We start from the raw sequence: 18,733 nt of genomic DNA on the forward strand, positions 1-18,733 counted from the left end.
AAAGGAAAGCGCTAGCGGGCTTTCGTCAGGTAGACCGCCCCGTGAATGTGCTTCCCGAGCGTGTTCGCGGGCGGTACGGCGACCTGATACCCGGCGCGCCGGTACATCGTCAGGTTCCGTTCGCTGCCCGATCCGGTGTAGAGGACCAGGCTGGTCGCCTCCGGCGGGGCCTGCCGCTCGGCGTAGCTCAGCAGCCACCGGCCGACGCCCTGTCCGGCGAGATCGGGCGCGACCATCAGGCGTCCGATTTCCCAGCGGTCCTCCTCGAGATGCGCGCGAACGGCGGCGACGAGCCGTCCGCCGATCCGGACCGTCCACACGCGAGTGGACGCGATCCAGCCGCGCACGGTGTCCAGGTCCTCGTGCAGCGCGGGCACGTCGAAGGTGTCGTTGACGATCGCCTGCGGGACCCAGCAACACCGTTGCAGCACAAGGAGTTCGGCGGCGTCGGCGGCTTGGGCTTCGGACAGCTGGGCATCGGCGAGCGGCAAAGCGGCGAAATCGGTCACGTCTCTTGATCTTGCGCGCCGCCGCGAGCCCTGTCCAGCGAATATCCGAGCCGCCGTTGCGCGAGTTCGGCCAGGAGCGCCGCGCCGTCGGGGAGGACGGCGTCGTCGAACTCGGCGTCCGGCGCGTGATTTCCCGGTGCGGTCGCCGGATCCCGGCCGGGCGGGCACGCTCCGACGCTGGTCATCACGCCGGGGACGGCGGCCAGGATCCGGCCGATGTCATCCGACACCAGAGCGGGTTTAGCGGTGCGGACGAACCGGTCCGGGCCGAAGACGTCGTGCACGGTGTCGCGCACGAAATCCGCTTCACCGACGTGGTTCACCGTCGCCGGATAGCCAGGCTGATAGGCGGTTTCGGCGCGGATTCCGTGTGCGTGCGCGACACCTTGCGCAGCGCGGTCCACCGCGGCGGCGAGCCGGTCGAGTGTTGCGTCGGACATCGCCCGGAGCGTCGCGTCCAGCCGGGCCTCAGCAGGGATGATCGTCGCCTGCGTCCCGGCATGGACGCTGCCGACGGTCAGGACCACGGGCTCCTGAACGTCGAACTCCCGGTTGACCACCGCATACAGTGCGGTGATCAGCGCACCGGCCGCCGGCACCGGATCGGCGGCGCGGTGCGGCCAGGCGCCGTGCCCGCCCCGGCCGCGCAAGGTGATCGTCACGCTGCCGGACGCGGCCAGCGCTGGACCTGCGGTGTTGCTGAAGGCACCAAGCGGCGACGACGCGGCCGAGTGCAGGGCGTAGGCGGCGATCGGGGTGGAGCCGGTCGCGTCGAGGAGGCCTTCTTCGAGCATGTGGCGCGCTCCGTCGTGTCCCTCCTCACCGGGCTGGAACACGAGCAGGACGTCGCCGGCCAGCCGGCCCCGGCGGGCGAACAGCAGCCGTGCCGCGCCGACCAGCATCGCCGCGTGCTGGTCGTGGCCGCAGGCATGCCGGGGTCCATCGGGGAACGGCAACGCGTCGAGGTCGGCGCGGAGCAGCACGGTGGGGCCGGGGGTCGCTCCGCGCACGACGCCCACGACTGAACTCAGCGCGCGGCCGGTGTGTATTTCGACGGGCAGGCCGTCGAGGGCGGCGAGGACGGTTTCTTGGGTCCGGGGCAGGTGGAGCCCTACCTCGGGCGTCGCGTGCAGGCGGGCTCGCAGGCGGGGCAGGTCGAGGTCGCGGGCGGCATCCAGCAGAGCGTTCATCCGCGCAACGCCGGAAGAATCGTTTCCCCCACCCGGTAAGCCTCTTCCAGCAACGGATTGCCGGACAGAATGAATACGTCGACGCCGAGATCCCGGAATTCCGCCAGCCGCTCCAGCACCTGTTCCGTGCTGCCGACCACGGCGGTGCCCGGCCCCGGACGGAACAAACCCATGCCAGGCCACAGGTTCGGGTGCTCTTCGAGCTCTCGCGCGCGGGCCGGGACGACGCCGCCGTGCTGACGGAATTGCCGTCGCCAGCCCTCGCCGTCATTGGCCGCCGCGTCGCCGAGCATGCGTTCGTACGTGCTGTTGCTCGTCACGTCGAGGAGGCGGTCGGCGGCGGCCCACGCTTCTTCCTCGGTGTCCCGGACGATCAGGTGCAACCGCAGGCCGAGCCGGAGTTCGCGGCCGTGCGCGGCGGCTCGTTCGCGGACTCGTTCCAGCTTTTCCTTGAGCAGGTGCGGAGGTTCGCCCCAGGTCAGGTACACGTCGACGTGCTCGGCGGCCATTTCGATACCAGCCGGGGAGGAGCCGCCGAACCACAGCGGGACGTGCGCGCCGCCGTCCGGGACCAGTTCGCTCAGTCCCTGTCCGGCACCGGTCAGCTCGTAGAACTGTCCTTTGTGGTCGAACGTTTCCCCGGCGGTGAGGCGTTTGACCAGCGACCAGTATTCGGCGCTGAGGGCGTATCGCTCGTCGTGTTCGAGCTGCAGACCGGCTTGCCGCAGCGCGGGCGTGGAGCCGTTGACCACGTTGAAACGCAGGCGGTCCCGGCCGAAGAGCTGCTCGAAGGTCAACGCCATTTTCGCCAGCTGGGTCGGGGAAATCAGGCCGGGGTGCACGGCGAGCAACGGCTTGAAAGACGGCCGGGTGACCGCGGCGAGTGCGCTGGCGAGCGGCCACACGTCATATAGATCGGTGGCGAACAGTGCGCCGTCGAAGCCGATTCGGTCGACCGCGGTACCGAGCTGCTGGAGGTAGGCCAGGTCGACTTGGCGGCGTCCTTCGGGTTCCCAGGGATAGGCGCCTTCGCGGGGGATGAGATACCAGAGGATTTCGGTCACGATTTCAGCCCTCCACGCCGAGCGCCGCCGCGACGGCTTGGTCCAGGCCCGCGTGCCGGATCTGGGCGACCTTGATCGGCCGCGCCAGGAATCCGGCGTCCGCCAGGATGTCGGCGGCTTCCTGCTGCTCGGCGAGGAAGACGTCGCTCACCGGCTCGAGCCGCCAGGGCAGCACCGCCAGCGCGGCATGCCAATCTTCGGCGTCGCCGCCTTGCTCGGCGGCGGCGAAGTCCGCTGCTTCGATCAGGTTCGCGGCAGCCCAGTCGTCGGCCTGCTGCAGGGCTTCCACGATGGCGCCGACGAGTTCGGGCCGGGTGTCGGCGACGTCGCGGCGGGTGAAGAACACCGAGCGGTCGGCGATCACGTCCCCGGCTTCGACGAGTGTGCGCACCTCGCCGGCGCGACGGGCGGCGAACAGCTCCGCGCCTTGGGCGACCCACGCTTTGACCCGCCCTTCGCGAAGGTCTCCGGCGGAGGACGGTCCGGCTCGGCGCGCGGTGATGTCCCGTCCGTAGTCGAGTCCGTGGCTGCTCAGGAGCTTGCTGACGAAGTGGGTCTGCCATGAGCCGATCGCGAGGTCGACGGTCTGGCCCTTCAAGTCCGCCGCCTGAATGTCGTCGCGCACCAGGAGCGCGCCGTGGCCTGGCCGTGGCGCGGAGACGGCGGCGTAGACGAGGTCGTGGCCGTCGGCCTGCGCGGACAGCGGCGGGGTCGACCCGGTGCCGCCGAAGTCGATCCGCCCGTCGGCGAGCGCGGCCGCGGTGTCGAGGCCGCCGATTCGGTGCCATTCCACGTCTTCGCCGAGCGGCCGCAGCAGTTGTTCGAGGAAGCCGAGGCGGGAGAGATGGTAGAGGGACGGGTTGTGCGGGTGGACTCCGATGTGGACGGTCATGGGGAGGTCTCCTCAAGGGTGTGCACGCCGAGATCGGCGAGCAAGCGGGAACGAAGCGCGGCGAAGGCGGGATCGGCCGGATCGCGAGGCCGGTCCAGGCCGACACGTTCGTCAGTGATCAGCCGTCCTTCGCGCAGGACGCCGATGCGGTCGGCGAGCCGGATGGCTTCGTCGACGTCGTGGGTGACCAGCAGGACAGCCGGCCGGTGCACGCGGCACAGGCGTTCGACGAGGTCTTGCATCCGCAGCCGGGTCAGGGCGTCGAGAGCGGCGAACGGCTCGTCGAGCAGCAGCAGTTCGGGTTCGCGGACGAGGGCGCGGGCGAGTGCGACTCGCTGGGCCTCGCCGCCGGACAGGGTGGCGGGCCAGGCGTCGGCGTGGTCGGCGAGACCGACTTCGGTGAGCGCGTCCAGCCCGGTCCGGCGGGTGGCGCTGCCACGCGGCATTCCGACGGTGACGTTCGCCAGCACGCGTTTCGACGGCACCAACCGGGGCTCCTGAAATACCACCGTGCGGACCTGGGGTACCAGGACTGTGCCGCTGTCGGGGCGGTCTAGACCGGCCAGCAACCGGAGCAGGGTCGTTTTCCCGCTGCCGCTGGCGCCCAGCAGCGCGAAGAACTCGCCGCGGCGAATGTCGAGGTCGAGGCTGTCCAGCACCGCGCGGTCGCCGAACCGCCGCTCGAGCCCGCGCAGGTGCACGGCCGCCGCGTTCACCGGGCACCCCGTCCGACGGTGCGCCACGGCATGACCAGCCGTTCCAGCAGCCGGACCGCGCCGTCGGCGAGCAGGCCGATCACGGCGTAGATCAGGATGCACACGGTGAGCACGTCCGTGCGCGAATACTCCTGCGCGGTCGACATCAGGTAACCGATGCCCGCCGTCGAGTTGATCTCCTCGGCGGCGATGAGCGCGATCACGCTGAGCGTCATCGACAACCGCAGCCCGGACAGCAGCGACGGCAACGCGCCCGGCAGCACGACTTCCCGCACGAGAGCCAGCCGGCCCATTCCGAACGTCCGCATCGCTTCGAGAAGGCCGCGGTCGGCGTTGCGGACTCCGCCGGAAGTGGAGACATACATGGGGAAGCTCGTCGCCACCGCGATCAGCACGACCCGCGCGGTTTCGCCGATCCCGAACCACACCATGAACAACGGGACCAGCGAAAGGAACGGGACAGTCCGCAGCAACTGCACGGACGAGTCGAGCAATTCCTCGCCCAGCCGGGAAAATCCGGTCAGGACCCCGAGCGAGAGGCCGGCCAGCACGCCGATGGCCAGCCCGGCTCCGGCGCGGGCGAGCGAGACTTCCAGCGCGTCGCCGAGTTGCCCGCTGGTCCACAGTTCGCCCACGGCGGCCACTACTTGACCGGGGGAGGCGAGCAGCGTCGGGCTGAGCACGCCGGTGGCTGAGCCGGTGATCCAGGCGAGCAGCAGCACCAGCGGGCCGACGACGCGCAGGGCGAGCCGGAGTCCGCGCCTCCGGGTGCGCGGCGCGGGAGCGTCCGGTACGACGAGCTCGGCCTTCGACGCGACGGAGAATTCGGTCGCCGTGCTCACTTCGGGCTCCCGGGCAAGGAGGTCACGTCGATGACGTACGGCTTGACGTCGAAGAAACCGTTGGTGATGTGCTGATCGGCGAAGAATCGGGCGACGTTGTGGAAGCGGTCGAGTTCCGGTGCGCCGATCGGGGCGGTCGGCGAAAGCGCTTTGTTGATCGACTCCGCGACGGTTTTCTGCGCCGGGGAAAGCGCTTCCGGTCCCGAAGTGGTTTTGACGTTCAGGAACGAGCCAGGATCCTGCTGCTGATGCTGTCCGGCGGCGCGCAGATAGTCGTACAGTGCGCGCACGACTTCGGGGTGCTGATCGGCGAATCCGGTGCGCACTGCCCAGACCGCGTAATTCTCCGAACCGACCTGGCCGCCGGTCACGAGGAAGCGGGAACCCCCGTCGGCCAGGCGCGGAACCGAGAACTGGGCCCACGTCGACCACGCGTCGACCTGGCCGGACGCGAACAGCGGCGCGACCTGTCCGGGCTGCAGATACACCCGCTGAACCGAATCGATCGGCACATTGGCCTGCCGCAACGCCTGCAGCAACAGGTATTCGCTCGTCCCGCCGTGCCAGACCGCGACCTTCTTGCCGACGAGGTCTCGCACATTCGTGATCGGCGAGCCGTTCTTGACAAGAATGCCTTCGCCGAGTTTGTCCGGCTGGGTGGCGGAAAACAGTTTGAAGCCGGGGTTCTGCGCGAGCGCCGCGGTCGCCGAAGTGATCGAACCGGACGCGAAGTCGAGTGCGTTCGCGTCGAGCTGTTGTGCGGCGGGAGCGAACGCTCCGGCGGTGCCGGTCCATTCGACCGAGGCGTGCACTTTCGCGAGCGCGGCGGCGAGCGAGCCGTCTTTGCGGCCCACGGCGAGCAGTCCGGAGTTGCTGTCGTCGGGGATGCGGACCTTCACGGTGCCAGCGTCGGCCGCGCTCGACGAGCAGGCTGCGACTCCGGCGAAGGCGAGGACCGCGGCGGCGGCCAGGGCGAGGGAACGGATTCTCATGGTCGGGCTCCGGGGGAGATCGGGGATACGAGCGGGGTCGCGCGCTGGTCGACGAGCGCGCGGGCGGCGAGCAGCGGTTCGGGGGCGGCCCAGGCGGACACGTCCACCGGGCTTTCGAGAAACCCTTGCTGCCTCAGGAAAAGCTCTTGGTGTTCGAGCAAGGACAGCCGCTCGTCGGACAGCGAAAGCCCGAGGTTCGCGGCGGTTTCGGGACGGTAGGCGCCGGTGACGCCTTCGACGCCCGCGCCGGTTTCGGCGCGCAGTATCCGAGCGACGTCCTCTGGCCGGTCAGCGGCCCACTCGGCGGATTCCAGCAGCAGCGCCAGGAATCGAGTCACCACGTCCGGGTGCTCGTCGAGCAGCCGCTGGTGGACGGTCACCGGTCGCGGCGTGCCGTTGTTGACCCGCGCGCGGCGATCGGGCGCGGCGTCGAGGTCGATCGCGACCTTGGCTCCGAACCGGCGCGCGGTTTCGACGGCGACGGCGCCCTTGACGTAAACGGCGTCCACGAGGCCGTCCCGCAACGCGGCCAGCTCGCCTTCCCACTGGCCGATCGGGGAACCGGGCACGTCGACCAGGTCGGCGTCGGCGAGGGTGAGCCCGGCGAGCGACAGCGCCCCGGCGTGTCCGTGCAACGCCATCGCCCGCCAGAAGTCGATCGCGATTTCGTGGCGGGGCACGGCGAGCCGGAGTCCGCGCAGCTGCGCGGGTTCGGCGACCGGGCTGTCCGCGCGAACCAGGATGTTCTGGCGTTCTTCGATCCACGTCAACGCGATCAGCCGGGTTTCGACGCCGCGCGAACGGGCCCACAGCGCCGGCACGTTGCCGCCCTCGCGGAACAGACCGGGCAGCTCGTGGGTGAAATGCGCGTCCCGCTGGCCGGCGGGGAGATCTTGCAGCGCGCGCACGCGGATGCCGTCCGGTGCGAATTCGCGGGCCAGCTCGCCGCGGTCGGCGGCGATCCCGGTCGCGGTGGGCACGGGACAGCGGGTGAACCAGATTTCCGGCAGGGCGGGCACAGTTGCTCCAGCGGGTGAGGAGGGGAGACGGCCGGAACCGTCGCACGAGCCGTGCCGGGCCGACAATTATTTCCACATCATGAGAGATCTATGGACGACTACTGGTACTAGTGCGGAGAACCTGTGCGACACTTGCCACATGGTGAGCAAAGCCGGTAACGCCGCCGAGGCCGTGCCCGCCGGATCGCAGGCGGTCACCCGGGCCTTGGGCATGCTGCAGTGCTTCCGGGACAACCCGGGCGATCTCGGCGTGTCCGAACTGGCGCGGCGGATGAACCTTTCGGTCTCGACCGCGCACCGGATCGCCCGCACCCTGGCGGCGACGGGGTTCCTCGCGCTGGCGGAGGGCAGCCTGCGCTACCGGCTCGGGCCCGCCGTCGCCGAACTCGGCCAGCTTTCGCTGTACCAGCGCGGAATCCACCTTGCCGCGGACGAACTCGCCGAGGTCGCCAAGGCCACCGGCACCGCCGCCGACCTGGCCATCCGCAGCGGCACCGACGCGGTGATCCTGGCCGGCACGAGCGTCGCCCTCACCGCCGGGCTCGGCTTGCGCCGCCCGCTGCACTCGACGGCGCTGGGCAAGGTCCTGCTCGCGTGGGCCCCGCCGGGCGAGGACGACCTGGACGCGCTGCCGCCGCTGACGGCGTACACCGCGCGCACCATCACGCACAAAGCCGACCTGCGCGCCGAACTGGACCGCGTCCAGGAGGCGGGTTACGCGCTGAACGACGGGGAGTCGGCGTTCGGCGTCCGGACGATCGCGGTGCCGGTCCTGCGTGCTTCCGGGCACGTGCACGCGGCGTTGGCGCTTCGGTCCACTTCGGACACGTTGACGGATGACCGGTTGCCGTGGTTCCTTTCCCGAGCGCGACGATGTGCGGATGCGTTGGCGGTGTTGTTGCTGGAGCCGGGCCAGCGGTACTAGCTCGACGGCCAGGCCGGTCCAGCTATCGCCCGCCGCAACGCCGGCGCCACCTCGGCCTGGAAAAGCTCCAGCGCCGCCCGATGCGCTTGCGGTGTCCGGCCGTCCCGGTCGGCGGACAGATGCGTCACGCCGTGGCCGAACTGTTCGTGGTATCTCAACACCTTCTCGGTGACCTGAGCAGGGCTGCCGATCAGTGCGGAGCTGCGCTCGGCGAAGTCCTCCAGCGTCGGGAAAACCACTTCCTGGCCGAGTTTGCGCTGCAGTGCCAGCCGGGAATCGAAGATCGGCCGGTACGCTTCCAGCGCGTCCTGCGACCGGCTCGCCAGATGGAACCCGGCTGTGCCCGCCCCCACCACCGCCTGAAGCGGATCGCGGCCGTGGAAGGTCCAGCGTTCCCGGTAGTGCCGGATCAGCTCGGCGTACGGTTCGATCGGGTTGGTCACATTCGCGGAGAACAGCGGATCCCCGTGTTTCGCCGCCAGCTCAACGGATTCGCGGCTCGTCGCGCTGCCGTGCCAGATCCGGATCGGCTGCTGCAGCGGACGCGGCCACACCTCCGCGGCGGTGAGCGGCGGACGGAACCTCCCGGACCACGTGACCCGGTCCGCCTGCCACAGCTTGCGGAACAGCTCGTAGCCCTCGGCGTTGCGATCCCACTGGTCCTCGGGCGTGACGTCGAACAGTTCGCGCTGGGCGGAGCCGTTGCCCTTGCCGATGATGAGTTCGAGGCGTCCGCCGGAAAGGTTGTCCAGCATCGAATAGTCCTCGAACGCGCGCACCGGGTCGAGCAGGCTGAGCGTCGTGACCGCGGTGAACAGCCGGATTCGGCGGGTCCGCGCGGCGATGTGGCTGAGCACCACCGGCGGGGACGACGACAGGAACGGCCGCTCGTGCCGTTCGCCGACGCCGTAGCCGTCGAAGCCCAGTTCCTCGGCGAGCTCGGCGTTTTCGACCACTTCGCGCAGCCGGGCGTCGGGTGCGGCCAGTTCCCCGGTGACCGGGTCGGGGGTGTGCGTGATCAGGGTGATCAGCAGGAACCTCACGGCAGCTCCAGGTGTTCGCGCAGGGTCGTGCCGGTGTATTCGGTGCGGTAGACGCCGCGGTCCTGCAGTTCCGGCACGAGCCGGTCGACCACCTCGTCGATCGATCCGGGCACGAGGTGCGGGCTGAGGTTGAACCCGTCGACCACGCGGTCGGCCGCGTAGCGCGCCCATTCGTCGGCGACCTGTGCGGGCGTGCCGACGAACGAGTGGTGCCGCGGTTCGACCTCCAGCACGAGTTGGTGGATCGACAGGTTCTTCGCTTCGGCGAGCTCGCGCCACTGCTGGATGCGTTCGAGCTTGCCGGTGCGGTGCTCGATCGAAATCGTGCCGCGCGACGGGTCCAGTTCGCCTTCGGCCGGTTCGATGTCCGGCAGCGGTCCGTGCGGATCGAACGCCGACAGGTCCTGGCCCCAATACTGTTCGAGGAACGCGATGGCGCGTTGCGGGTTGATCTGGCGGCGGCGGATGTCCTCTGCGCGTTCAGCGGCGTCGGTTGGCGTATCACCGAGGACGACTGACGCACCAGGCAGGATTCGTACCGCGTCAGCGGGCCTGCCGTGGCGTGCCAATCGGGCGCGCAGGTCGGCCGCGTACGCCGCCGCTTTGTCGTAGGCGGTGTTCGCGGAGAAGACGACGTCGGCGTGGCGCGCGGCCAATTCCCGGCCGCCGGGGGAGTCGCCTGCCTGGAACAAAACCGGACGGGCAGGCGGGAGCGTCGGTGCGGCGCGCAGCCGCACCAGGTCGGTGTCCGTCTCGACCGGCCCGGCCCACAAGGCTTTCGCCGCCTCGACGAACTGGGTCGCGCGCTCGTAGCGGCGTTCGTGCGCCAGCCAGCCGCCGTGCCGGAAGTTGGCCCCGGTCCAGGCGTTGTCCGTGGTGACGATGTTCCACCCCGCGCGCCCGCCGGAGACGTAATCGAGCGAGGCGAGGCGACGGGCGAGGTCGGCGGGGTAGTTGTAGGTGGTGTTCTGCGTGGCGACCAGCCCGATCTTCGTGGTGGCCCCGGCCAGCGCGCTGAGCTGCGTGATCGCGTCCGGGCGACCGGCGACGTCGAGCGCGTGCACGCGGCCGCGATTCTCCCGGACCCGCAAGCCTTCGCCGAGGAAGAACGCGTCGAACAGCCCGCGTTCCAAGGTCCGGGCCACCGACACATACGTCTCGATCTCGGTGTGGTCGGCGTTCGAAGGGTCGTCCCACAGGAACTGCGGTCCGACGCCGGTGTAGAAGACCCCGAGGTGCAGCTGCGCGGTCATGCGATTCCCTTCGACGACACGGCGAATCGGTTCTCGGGACGCGGGAGTCCCAGCGTCGTACGGAGTGTCGCGCCCGGTCCCGGTGGATTGAGCAGGCCTCGCCGGTGCAGTTCCGGGAGTACTTCCTGGCTCAGCGCGGGCAGGTCGTCCGCGCCGGGGTGCAGGCGCACGCCGTCGAGATCGAGCTGCTCCAGCAACGTGACCAGACCGGCGGGGGAACCGGTGTAGCGGGTGCGGCCGTTCGGTGACGGCTCGGTCGAGGCGAAGCGGACTTCCAGCTCGCCGAACACCAGGGGAGCGGTTCGGTCGCGGTGGCGAAGATTGTCGGTGAGCACGATGTCCGGGTGGACGACGTCGGCGAACTTCTCCGTAGCCAGCACGACGAGGCTGCCCTGCGGCGGGCGCGGGGTGATCAGCGGGCCTTTGACGGAGAACGTTTCCCCGACGAAGTCCACGTGGTGGACCTTGTCCGGGTCCAGGTAACGGCCGGTGGCGAGGTCTTTGATGACCGCGTCGTCCTCCCACGAATCCCACAGCCGCCGGACGGTTTCGACGACGTCGGCCACCTCCTGGCGGAGGTCGTCCGGGTGCGCGCGGCCGACTGTCGCGAGCGCTTCGGGAGCGGACGCGGTGCCGACGATCCAGGCGGCGCGGCCGTGCGTGGCGTGGTCGAGGCTCGCCAGCTGAGCGGCCAGGTGGAACGGTTCGGCGGTCAGCACGTGCGACGTCGGGGCCAATCCGATCCTGGACGTCAAAGTCGCGGAATAAGCCGCGCGGACCGTGGCCTCGACCCGGAATCCGTCGGCGGGCGGGACGGGCGCGTCGTCGAAGGTGGCGAACGTGAACCCGGCCCGTTCGGCGTCGGCGACGACGTCCGCCAGCGCGTGCGGATCGGCTCCTGGATGTGCTCCGGCGCTGTCGAGTTCGACGGCGAGATGCAAGGTTTTCGGTGAACTCATGCGGGCACGGCCCCCTCGATTCGGTTGTGCCAGAGGTAGCCGGAATCCGGGGCGCGCCGCACCATTGCTCAGGATGTGGGCGGCTGGGCGGTGTTGTTCCGCCAGTGTCCACAAAGGAGGATTCTCAGCTGGTGGACGCGGCGGACTGGCGCGGCCGGTCCGCCTACAGTCCTGCGGTCATGAGTCCCGATGCGAAGCCGCGAGGCGCTGCGCGGATCAGCCCCGACTGGGCTGCGGTGCTGGTCGCGGCCGTCCTGGTGGCATTGGCCGCGTTCGGCGTGCTGCCGACGATCCCGTTCCTCGTCAAATGACCGCCGCGCTGGAAGGCCGCCGCGCAGTGCCCGCGGTCGTGAGATATCTGCCGGGCCTTCTGTTGCTCGCAGCCGTCGGAGTGGTCGGAACACTGGCGCAGAACGGGCTGCGCAGCCTCGGCCACGCGACCGGGACCGCGCTGCCGGACATCGAGTACGTGCTGTGGGCGATCGTCCTCGGACTGGTCATCCGCAACACGATCGGCATCCCCGCGCTGTTCCGGCCCGGCGTCGGGACCTACGAGTTCTGGCTGAAGACCGGCATCGTCCTGCTCGGCGCCCGGTTCGTGCTGGGCGACCTGGCCAAGCTCGGCGGGTTCAGCCTGGGGCTCATCCTGGTCGACATGGCCGTGGCGACGACGGTGATCCTGGTGGTGGGCAAGGCTTTCGGCCTCGGCGGGAAGCTGTCTTCGCTGCTCGCGATCGGTACGTCGATCTGTGGTGTGTCGGCCATCATCGCCGGGCGCGGGTCGATCGACGCTGACGACGAGGATTCCGGTTACGCCATCGCGGCGATTCTCGCGCTGGGTGCGGTCGCGCTGTTCACCTTCCCGGCGATCGGGCACGCGCTGAACCTGACCGACACCGAATTCGGTCTCTGGGCGGGGCTCGCGGTGGACAACACTGCCGAGACGACTGCGACGGGCGCGGCATATTCGCCGCACGCGCAGGACGTTGCGGTCGCGGTGAAGAGCACGCGAAACGCGTTGATCGGTCTCGTTGTTCTGGGATATGCGGCGTACTGGTCGACTCGCGGTGGCAAGGCGGTCGCCGGTGGGGTGAAGGGGCGTGCGGGTTTTGTGTGGCGCACCTTCCCGAAGTTCGTGCTGGGGTTCATCGCGGTGTCCGCGCTGGCGACCGCGCATGTGTTCACCAAAGCCGAGGTCGCGAATCTGGGGAACCTGTCCAAGTGGGCGTTCCTGCTGTGCTTCGCCGGGGTCGGCCTGAACTTCGACCTGCGCCAGATGGCCCGCAGCGGGTGGCGGCCGTTGGTGGTGGCCGCGCTCGGGCTGGTGGTGGTCGCGGTGTGCTCGCTGGGATTGGTGCTGGTGTCCTCGCAGTGGTTCAGCTTCTGACCGGGTAGGCGGCGCTGCCCGCGTGGCTAGTCCGCGTTAGCTGGAGACGGTTTCTTCTCTGTGCCAACGATTTCCTGGCCGACTGCGCCACCGCGCGCTGGAACGAGAGCAGTGGCGCAGCCGGCGGTCAGCGAGCCTCGCGAGTCGCCGTGTCGAGCGAGGCCAGCAGAATCCCGGCGGCCGTGCGCACGACGTCCGCGGTGACGTTGAGCGGCGGCAGCAACCGCACGACGCTGTCGCCGCGTCCGCCCAGTTCGAGGATGAGCCCGCGGCGCAAGGCGTGGTTCTGCACGGCCAGCGCGAGTTCCGACGCGGGCGCGCCAGTGCGCGGGTCGGTCAGCTCTATGCCCCACATCAGCCCGGTGCCGCGCACGTCGGTCACCCACGGGTGGCTGGCCAGCGGGGACAACAGCTCCTCGAACTGGTATCCGCGTTCGACGACGTTGTCCAGCACGCTGTCGCGGTTCACGACCTCGATCGCCCGGGCTCCCGCGGCGAAGGCGAGCTGATTGCCGCGGAAGGCGCCGGTGTGCGTGCGCGGGGCCCAGGTGTCGAGGCGCTCATCGTAGATGATCAGCGAGACCGGCGAGCCGATTCCGCTCAGCGCCTTGGCCGCGACGATCACGTCGGGTTCGATGCCGTAGCGCTCGAAGGCGAACCAGGTCCCGGTCCGGCCGCAGCCGGTCTGCAGTTCGTCGACGATCAGCGGGATGCCCAGCTCCCGGGTCAGCTCGCGCACCCGGTGCACGAAATCCGCCCGCGCCGGGACCACGCCGCCCTCGCCCTGGACCAGTTCGAGCACCACCGCCGCGGGCAGCGGGAGATCGCCGTCGGGGTCGTGCAGGGATCGTTCGAGCAGGTCCGGGCAGGTCGCCGCGCAGGTGTCCGGATCGTGCCCGGCCGGGCAGCGGGGACACGAGGAGTACGGGACGTATTGCGTGCCGGACAAGGGATTCGCGACTGGCCGCTGGTGGCCGGTCAGGCCCAGCGCGGCGTGCGCGCTGCCGTGGAACCGGCCCTGGAACGACACGACGCCGCCGCGTCCGGTCGCCGTTTTGCACAGCTTGAGCGCGGCTTCGACCGCGTTGGTCCCGGCGGGGCCGCAGAAGTGCAGCTTCATCCGCGAGCGCAGCGCCTCGGGCAGCATCGCGAGCTGGGCTTCGGAGAACTCGTCCTTGACCGGGGTCGCGAAGTCGAGCGCGTGGGTCAGCTTGCTCAGCTGCGCGGTCATGGCCGCGACCAGCTCGGGATGGTTGTGCCCGAGGGAGAGCACGCCCGCCCCGGCGAGGAAGTCGATGAAGACGTTGCCGTCGGCGTCGCGCACGAAACTGCCCGAACCCTCGGTGATCGCGATCGGCAGCCGCCGCGGGCCGCCGCGGGGGACCGGCTCGCGGCGGTCCTGCCGGGCGAGGTACTCGGCCGAACGCGGGCCGGGCAGATCGCAGTAGACGGCGGGGCCGGTGAGCGGCGCGGGGTGGTCGAGGATGGTCATCTGGCCTGTTCTCCCCTGGCAGTGGTGGTGGCGCCGCCTCGGTGCGCGGCGGCCTGGCCGGTGTCCTCGCCTCCACAATGGACAAAGACATTCGGGGCGAACCGTTCCCGCCCGGCGCTCGCGGAGAGCCGCCGGGGGAAGTTCTCCTCGATTAAACGGAGCGCACGTTCTCTCGGATGCCGCGGTATTGCGGTGCCTTCCTCGGGACAGATCCCCTCGGTGCCGGCCCGCCGATGCGTGCCGCCGACGTCGCGCGGCGCGTCCGGCGTCGAGTTCGTCATGCACTCCTCCTCTTTTTCGCAGGGGTTTCGCGGACCGCCGAAAAACGGCCGGCGAGGAAGGAAACGGTTTTTCGCGGGCAGCGGCGAGGGAGGGCCGCGCTGGGCGCAGCCCTCCCCGGTCGACCTCACTGGAATACCGCGGGGCACAGCGTAGCGCAGCCGGTTCCGCCGCACCGGCACATCGGCCGCGGGCGCGCCGGGCTCGGCTGCGGAAAGAAAAGAATCGGCCGAGATTAGGCAAGGCAATGCGCCAGGAGAGTGAATGCGGCGATTTCGCGGAGTTCGCCGCGCTGGGCTGAACGACTGAAGCGGCAACGGTGTTCGCGGTTCCGCGAAACGGAACGTGAATATTCACGCTCCGTTTCCGGCATGTGAATCGCGGGCGGAAGACCGCATGGCGGGATGTTTTCGGGACGGTTGCCGAAGGCGTTCGGGGATATGTCGGCTGGGAAAAATATCGAAGTCGCCGGTTTGTTCCTGACGTTTTCGCTGCCGGGTCCGGTCGCGGGTGCCGTTTTCCGCCGGAGGACGGACGGCCGGCCGCGTTTTCGGCGGCGGGCCCGGCGTGAGGGCGTCCGAGGTGGTCCAGACCAAGGTAGTGGTCTGGACCGCTGGTCCACTGGTTCAGACCAGCGGCGGGCGGACGGAAGGCGGAGTGCGTCCGGGGGAGCGGGCCTGGTCCGGCGGGACGCGCAGGGGGCGGGCCGGGTGCCGTAGCGCGGAGTGAACGAGGGTGACGAACCCATGTTTATCTCAAACGTCACGCTCGGTTTGACGGTGAGTGTCTTGCAGTGCTGAATGTGTGAAACTTGCCGACGTTGCCGTTCTGGGTTGGCTTGAGTGAGCGTATCAGGTGAGAATAGTTGCCGTTGAGCGGTGATTTATTAACCAAGTAGGGTGACTCGGGTGTGACGCACCGTCGTCTGACTGCTACGCGCCGAGGCGATCTGTGGCCGATCCCACTGCCTCTGTACACCTGCCGTTTCCGTTTCGTAATCTTCTCGAGCTTTTGCGGTGACCTGCGATCTACCCCGAGGATCAGCGACCCGGAGCCGCCGCGAACCGTCGCGGCTCGCTGCCTGACCCAGGCACGAGGACGGTTGTGCGGTGTGACAGCGAAGGAGCCCACCTACCGTGGGACGGCACAGCAAACCCAGCAAGACGAAGACAGTCCTCCAGCGCACCGGCGCGACCGCGGCTCTCGCGGGCGCCACCCTCGGCGGCATCGGCCTCGCCGGGGCGGGCACGGCCAACGCCTTCCCGGGGCAGGCCGGCATCGTCAAGTGCGAGAGCAGCGGCAACCCGACCGCGGTCAACAACACCGCCGCGGGCCAGCGCGCGGGCCGCCCCGCCGGCCTGTTCCAGATCGTCACGAAGACGTGGCTCGCGAACGGCGGCGGCCAGTTCGCCCCGACGGCCGACAAGGCCACGCCCGCGCAGCAGCAGATCGTCGCGGACCGGATCTACGCGAAGCAGGGTTCCGCCCCGTGGCAGTGCCGCGGCGGCTCGGGCCCGGCGGGCTACGCGAACTTCGGCGGCGACACCTCCGGCGGCTCCGCCGAGGTCGAGGCTGTTGCCGCGAAGCCGAAGGTCGAGGCCAAGGCCGAGACGAAGGTCAAGTCCGCGCCGAAGCACGCCGCGCCGACCTCGAACCCGGACGGCAGCTACACCGTGGCCGCCGGCGACACCCTCTCCGGAATCGCGAAGAACCTCAACGTGGACGGCGGCTGGCAGCACCTGCAGCAGCTGAACCAGAAGTTCATCCCGGACGCCAACCTGATCCTGGTCGGCCAGAAGATCGTCACGAAGTAACCCCGCCGAGGCCCCGGCCGGGCCCGCGCCGCTTTCCCCCGGGCGGCGCGCCCCCGGCCGGCGGCCGCCGGTGCACGCGCGCGCGAAAAGTGTGCTCGGGCACCGCCGCGCGCCCCGGCGGCCGGCGTGCGGAGCGGACGGGCCTGCTTTGTGGGAACACGGGCTTGTCTGCGCCGCACGCCTTGCCTCGTGGGCGTCATCAGTGTCGCGGCGGTGAGGTTTGAGGGTCCGGCGGCTTCGGGGCGTGCCTGCCGACGCGGTTCGTGGTGGCCCTGGCGAGCGTTTCCCTGTGCGAGTCGCACGCTCGGAATGGATGCTCCGCCGCCTTGGCGGGATGACCCCGGGGAACTAAGCCTTCGAGCCGACGCTTTCTGCCACGCACTCTGGGCGGTTCAAGGCCATGGCTGACGATATGGTGACGGCATGAGCGGTTCCGCGTCCGATCGTACGTTCCATGCGCCGGTGGACCCGGTCGTCAGCTCTCGCATGAGCAAGATCCGGAGCCGTGATACGAAACCGGAGCTTCGGCTCCGTGCTGCCCTCCATCGAAGGGGCCTGCGCTATCGCATCGGCGTTCGCCCCGTCGGGTCAGTGCGCAGGACCGCTGACATCGTCTTCGGTCCATCTCGCGTCGCCGTCATGGTGGATGGCTGCTTCTGGCACGGCTGTCCTGAGCATCATCGGCCGTCTTCCAGGAACAGCGGCTGGTGGAAAGACAAAATCGAAGGCAATATCCGCCGGGATCGCGAGACCGACAAGACGCTCGGAGAAGCCGGTTGGCTTGTTATCCGAGTCTGGGAACACGAATCCGCTCATGAGGCCGCCGAGCGCATCGCGGAAGTGGTCGGTCAACGTCGTCCGCCGCGCTGACGATCAAGCAAGGTGCGTTCACGGTTGCCTTTGGCGCAAGGTCCCTGTCGGCGCTAACTCGTTCGGCCAGAATCCGTGGTCGGCTTCAACGCGTCGGCCACCGCTTGAGCGAAAACCTTGCCCAGCAGGACTGGTACCGCGTTTCCGAGCTGACGCATCTGCTCTCCCCTCGGGCCCGACAGCTCCCACGAGTCGGGGAAGGTCATCACCCTCGCGGTTTCGCGCACTGTCATGTAGCGATGCGTGCCGTCATCGCGGAGCAGAACCGACTCGCCACCCGGAACTCCATGAACGCCAGCCTTGACCGTCTTGGCTGGGCGGTCGAGGTAGTTGGGTGTATGGCCCTTGTAGATCCGCGCGCCCGGCCATCCGACGTGGTGTGCGATACCGTCTGTCTCCTCGCCGATGATCGGTTCTGGCAAATCATCGATTGCTTGTCGCAAGGTTCGCCATGGGAGCTTTCGAAGGTCTTCGGGATCAAACTTGGTCCTTGCCCGCATTGCGAGGATGTCGGGCTTCGGCTTTTTCCCGACCGACTCCCAATAGACTCCGTCCTGTTGATCGCGGACGAGCGACGCTTCCGAATACTTCGCTTCAGGAGTCGTCCACTCGACGTTGAGGTCCTTCCTAAAAGCGACGATGATGATCCTCTGGCGGGTCTGAGGCACGCCGTAGTCGGCCGCGTTGACCGGCATTGGATACACATCGTAGTACTCGTCCGGGCTCGCGTTCTTCTTGGCGAGTTCCTTCACTAGCCGCCGGTCGTGTGCGTCCCATGACTCGCCGCCTTTGCGCTTCGCGAAAGGAGCGGCCAGTTCACGCACGATGTAGTCGAAGTATGGCTTGAACGACGGTCGCAATAAACCTCGGACGTTCTCGCAGATGATCGCCCGCGGCCGGGTCTCGCGGACGACCCGGAAGAGCTCCGGGAACATGTTTCGCTCGTCCTCGTCGCCCTTGTGCACGCCGCCCAGGCTGAACGGCTGACATGGCGGGCCGCCCGCCACGACGTCGACCTTGCCCGTCAACCTCCGGAGCGCGTCCGTGACCTCGCGGATGCGGATATCGCCCTGGATCAACGGCCAGGGATCATGTAAGGACTTCGGCAGCGGCGCGTCGGGCTCCCACTTGATGGCTTTGTTATCCAGCAGCGTCTCGCACGCGCGTGACGCGAACTCATTGCACAACAGATGTCGAAAGCCGACCTCATGCATCGCCTGCGCCAGCCCGCCGCCGCCGGTGAACAGTTCGACGCTGGTACCCACTTCGGTGACTGGACCAGCAGATACTTGACCTGCGGCGACGTCGAACAGGGCGGTCTGGGGAGCGGCCGGGGACATGTAGCGGACAGTACCCGATGCCCCCGCAAGGCAGTGCGTGGACACGCCGTCGAACGCGAGTTCGATTGGGTGCTGTCCGCGGTGGGTGCCCATCGAGTCGTCTCTCGCTCTGTAGCCTCCGCTTCGTCAATGAGCTGGACCAGTCAG

19 protein-coding genes are annotated in these 18,733 nt (G+C 69.1%); 5 read left to right on the forward strand and 14 right to left on the reverse strand.

Annotated elements, in window-relative coordinates; genetic code table 11:
* Positions 1–11 precede the first annotated feature (11 nt).
* The 8 genes from AB5I40_RS44010 to AB5I40_RS44045 are packed head-to-tail and all read right to left on the reverse strand — an operon-like array spanning position 12 to position 7,224.
* Entirely contained in the window at positions 12–509 is a 498-nt protein-coding gene (locus tag AB5I40_RS44010) for a GNAT family N-acetyltransferase (protein ID WP_370936112.1), read from the reverse strand.
* Positions 506–1,699, reverse strand: a complete 1,194-nt coding sequence (locus AB5I40_RS44015) for a M20 family metallopeptidase (protein ID WP_370936113.1) — start codon at positions 1,697–1,699, stop codon at positions 506–508. The genes AB5I40_RS44010 and AB5I40_RS44015 overlap by 4 nt, the downstream gene beginning before the upstream one ends.
* Positions 1,696–2,763 carry an LLM class flavin-dependent oxidoreductase gene (locus tag AB5I40_RS44020; RefSeq protein WP_344286327.1) on the reverse strand — a complete coding sequence of 356 codons (1,068 nt, stop codon included), beginning with the start codon at positions 2,761–2,763 and terminating at the stop codon, positions 1,696–1,698. Before AB5I40_RS44020 ends, AB5I40_RS44015 begins: the two co-directional genes overlap by 4 nt.
* 4 nt (positions 2,764–2,767) lie before the next feature.
* Positions 2,768–3,655 (reverse strand): ABC transporter substrate-binding protein, encoded by an 888-nt coding sequence (locus AB5I40_RS44025; RefSeq protein WP_370936114.1) that lies wholly within the window; start codon positions 3,653–3,655, stop codon positions 2,768–2,770.
* Positions 3,652–4,371: an ABC transporter ATP-binding protein gene (locus AB5I40_RS44030; RefSeq protein WP_370936115.1), complete on the reverse strand. Its 720-nt coding sequence runs from the start codon at positions 4,369–4,371 to the stop codon at positions 3,652–3,654. Before AB5I40_RS44030 ends, AB5I40_RS44025 begins: the two co-directional genes overlap by 4 nt.
* A complete protein-coding gene (locus tag AB5I40_RS44035; protein ID WP_370936116.1) occupies positions 4,368–5,213 on the reverse strand; it encodes an ABC transporter permease in 846 nt (281 codons plus the stop codon). Before AB5I40_RS44035 ends, AB5I40_RS44030 begins: the two co-directional genes overlap by 4 nt.
* Positions 5,210–6,205: an NrtA/SsuA/CpmA family ABC transporter substrate-binding protein gene (locus AB5I40_RS44040; RefSeq protein ID WP_370936117.1), complete on the reverse strand. Its 996-nt coding sequence runs from the start codon at positions 6,203–6,205 to the stop codon at positions 5,210–5,212. Before AB5I40_RS44040 ends, AB5I40_RS44035 begins: the two co-directional genes overlap by 4 nt.
* The gene (locus tag AB5I40_RS44045) at positions 6,202–7,224 is read right to left on the reverse strand and encodes an ABC transporter substrate-binding protein (protein ID WP_370936118.1); all 1,023 of its coding nucleotides are present in this window, start codon (positions 7,222–7,224) and stop codon (positions 6,202–6,204) included. The genes AB5I40_RS44040 and AB5I40_RS44045 overlap by 4 nt, the downstream gene beginning before the upstream one ends.
* Before the next feature lie 139 nt (positions 7,225–7,363).
* Between AB5I40_RS44045 and AB5I40_RS44050 the strand changes: the two genes are divergently transcribed.
* On the forward strand, positions 7,364–8,149 hold the full coding sequence (locus tag AB5I40_RS44050; protein WP_370936119.1) for an IclR family transcriptional regulator: 786 nt from the start codon (positions 7,364–7,366) through the stop codon (positions 8,147–8,149).
* Here the strand turns inward: AB5I40_RS44050 and AB5I40_RS44055 are convergent.
* The 3 genes from AB5I40_RS44055 to AB5I40_RS44065 are packed head-to-tail and all read right to left on the reverse strand — an operon-like array spanning position 8,146 to position 11,404.
* Positions 8,146–9,192 (reverse strand): LLM class flavin-dependent oxidoreductase, encoded by a 1,047-nt coding sequence (locus tag AB5I40_RS44055; RefSeq protein WP_370936120.1) that lies wholly within the window; start codon positions 9,190–9,192, stop codon positions 8,146–8,148. The genes AB5I40_RS44050 and AB5I40_RS44055 overlap by 4 nt on opposite strands.
* Entirely contained in the window at positions 9,189–10,445 is a 1,257-nt protein-coding gene (locus AB5I40_RS44060) for an LLM class flavin-dependent oxidoreductase (protein ID WP_370936121.1), read from the reverse strand. The genes AB5I40_RS44055 and AB5I40_RS44060 overlap by 4 nt, the downstream gene beginning before the upstream one ends.
* A complete protein-coding gene (locus AB5I40_RS44065; RefSeq protein WP_370936122.1) occupies positions 10,442–11,404 on the reverse strand; it encodes an LLM class flavin-dependent oxidoreductase in 963 nt (320 codons plus the stop codon). The genes AB5I40_RS44060 and AB5I40_RS44065 overlap by 4 nt, the downstream gene beginning before the upstream one ends.
* Positions 11,405–11,508: 104 nt before the next feature.
* Between AB5I40_RS44065 and AB5I40_RS44070 the strand changes: the two genes are divergently transcribed.
* Both AB5I40_RS44070 and AB5I40_RS44075 read left to right on the forward strand, forming a co-directional pair.
* Entirely contained in the window at positions 11,509–11,715 is a 207-nt protein-coding gene (locus AB5I40_RS44070) for a hypothetical protein (protein WP_370936123.1), read from the forward strand.
* Positions 11,712–12,791 carry a YeiH family protein gene (locus tag AB5I40_RS44075; RefSeq protein WP_370936124.1) on the forward strand — a complete coding sequence of 360 codons (1,080 nt, stop codon included), beginning with the start codon at positions 11,712–11,714 and terminating at the stop codon, positions 12,789–12,791. The genes AB5I40_RS44070 and AB5I40_RS44075 overlap by 4 nt, the downstream gene beginning before the upstream one ends.
* 127 nt (positions 12,792–12,918) lie before the next feature.
* Here AB5I40_RS44075 and AB5I40_RS44080 read toward each other — a convergent pair whose 3' ends face one another.
* Complete coding sequence (locus tag AB5I40_RS44080) at positions 12,919–14,283, reverse strand: aspartate aminotransferase family protein (protein ID WP_370936125.1); 1,365 nt, start codon at positions 14,281–14,283, stop codon at positions 12,919–12,921.
* Positions 14,280–14,564: a hypothetical protein gene (locus tag AB5I40_RS44085; RefSeq protein ID WP_370936126.1), complete on the reverse strand. Its 285-nt coding sequence runs from the start codon at positions 14,562–14,564 to the stop codon at positions 14,280–14,282. The genes AB5I40_RS44080 and AB5I40_RS44085 overlap by 4 nt, the downstream gene beginning before the upstream one ends.
* Before the next feature lie 1,134 nt (positions 14,565–15,698).
* Between AB5I40_RS44085 and AB5I40_RS44090 the strand changes: the two genes are divergently transcribed.
* Both AB5I40_RS44090 and AB5I40_RS44095 read left to right on the forward strand, forming a co-directional pair.
* Complete coding sequence (locus AB5I40_RS44090) at positions 15,699–16,376, forward strand: transglycosylase family protein (RefSeq protein WP_370936127.1); 678 nt, start codon at positions 15,699–15,701, stop codon at positions 16,374–16,376.
* A 423-nt stretch (positions 16,377–16,799) separates the two neighbouring features.
* Positions 16,800–17,246, forward strand: a complete 447-nt coding sequence (locus tag AB5I40_RS44095) for a very short patch repair endonuclease (protein ID WP_370936128.1) — start codon at positions 16,800–16,802, stop codon at positions 17,244–17,246.
* 53 nt (positions 17,247–17,299) lie between these two features.
* Here AB5I40_RS44095 and AB5I40_RS44100 read toward each other — a convergent pair whose 3' ends face one another.
* Positions 17,300–18,586 carry a DNA cytosine methyltransferase gene (locus tag AB5I40_RS44100; RefSeq protein ID WP_370936129.1) on the reverse strand — a complete coding sequence of 429 codons (1,287 nt, stop codon included), beginning with the start codon at positions 18,584–18,586 and terminating at the stop codon, positions 17,300–17,302.
* Positions 18,587–18,733 lie beyond the last annotated feature (147 nt).

It is taken from the genome of Amycolatopsis sp. cg13 (genome assembly GCF_041346965.1).
In the GTDB taxonomy this organism is placed as follows: Bacteria; Actinomycetota; Actinomycetes; order Mycobacteriales; family Pseudonocardiaceae; genus Amycolatopsis.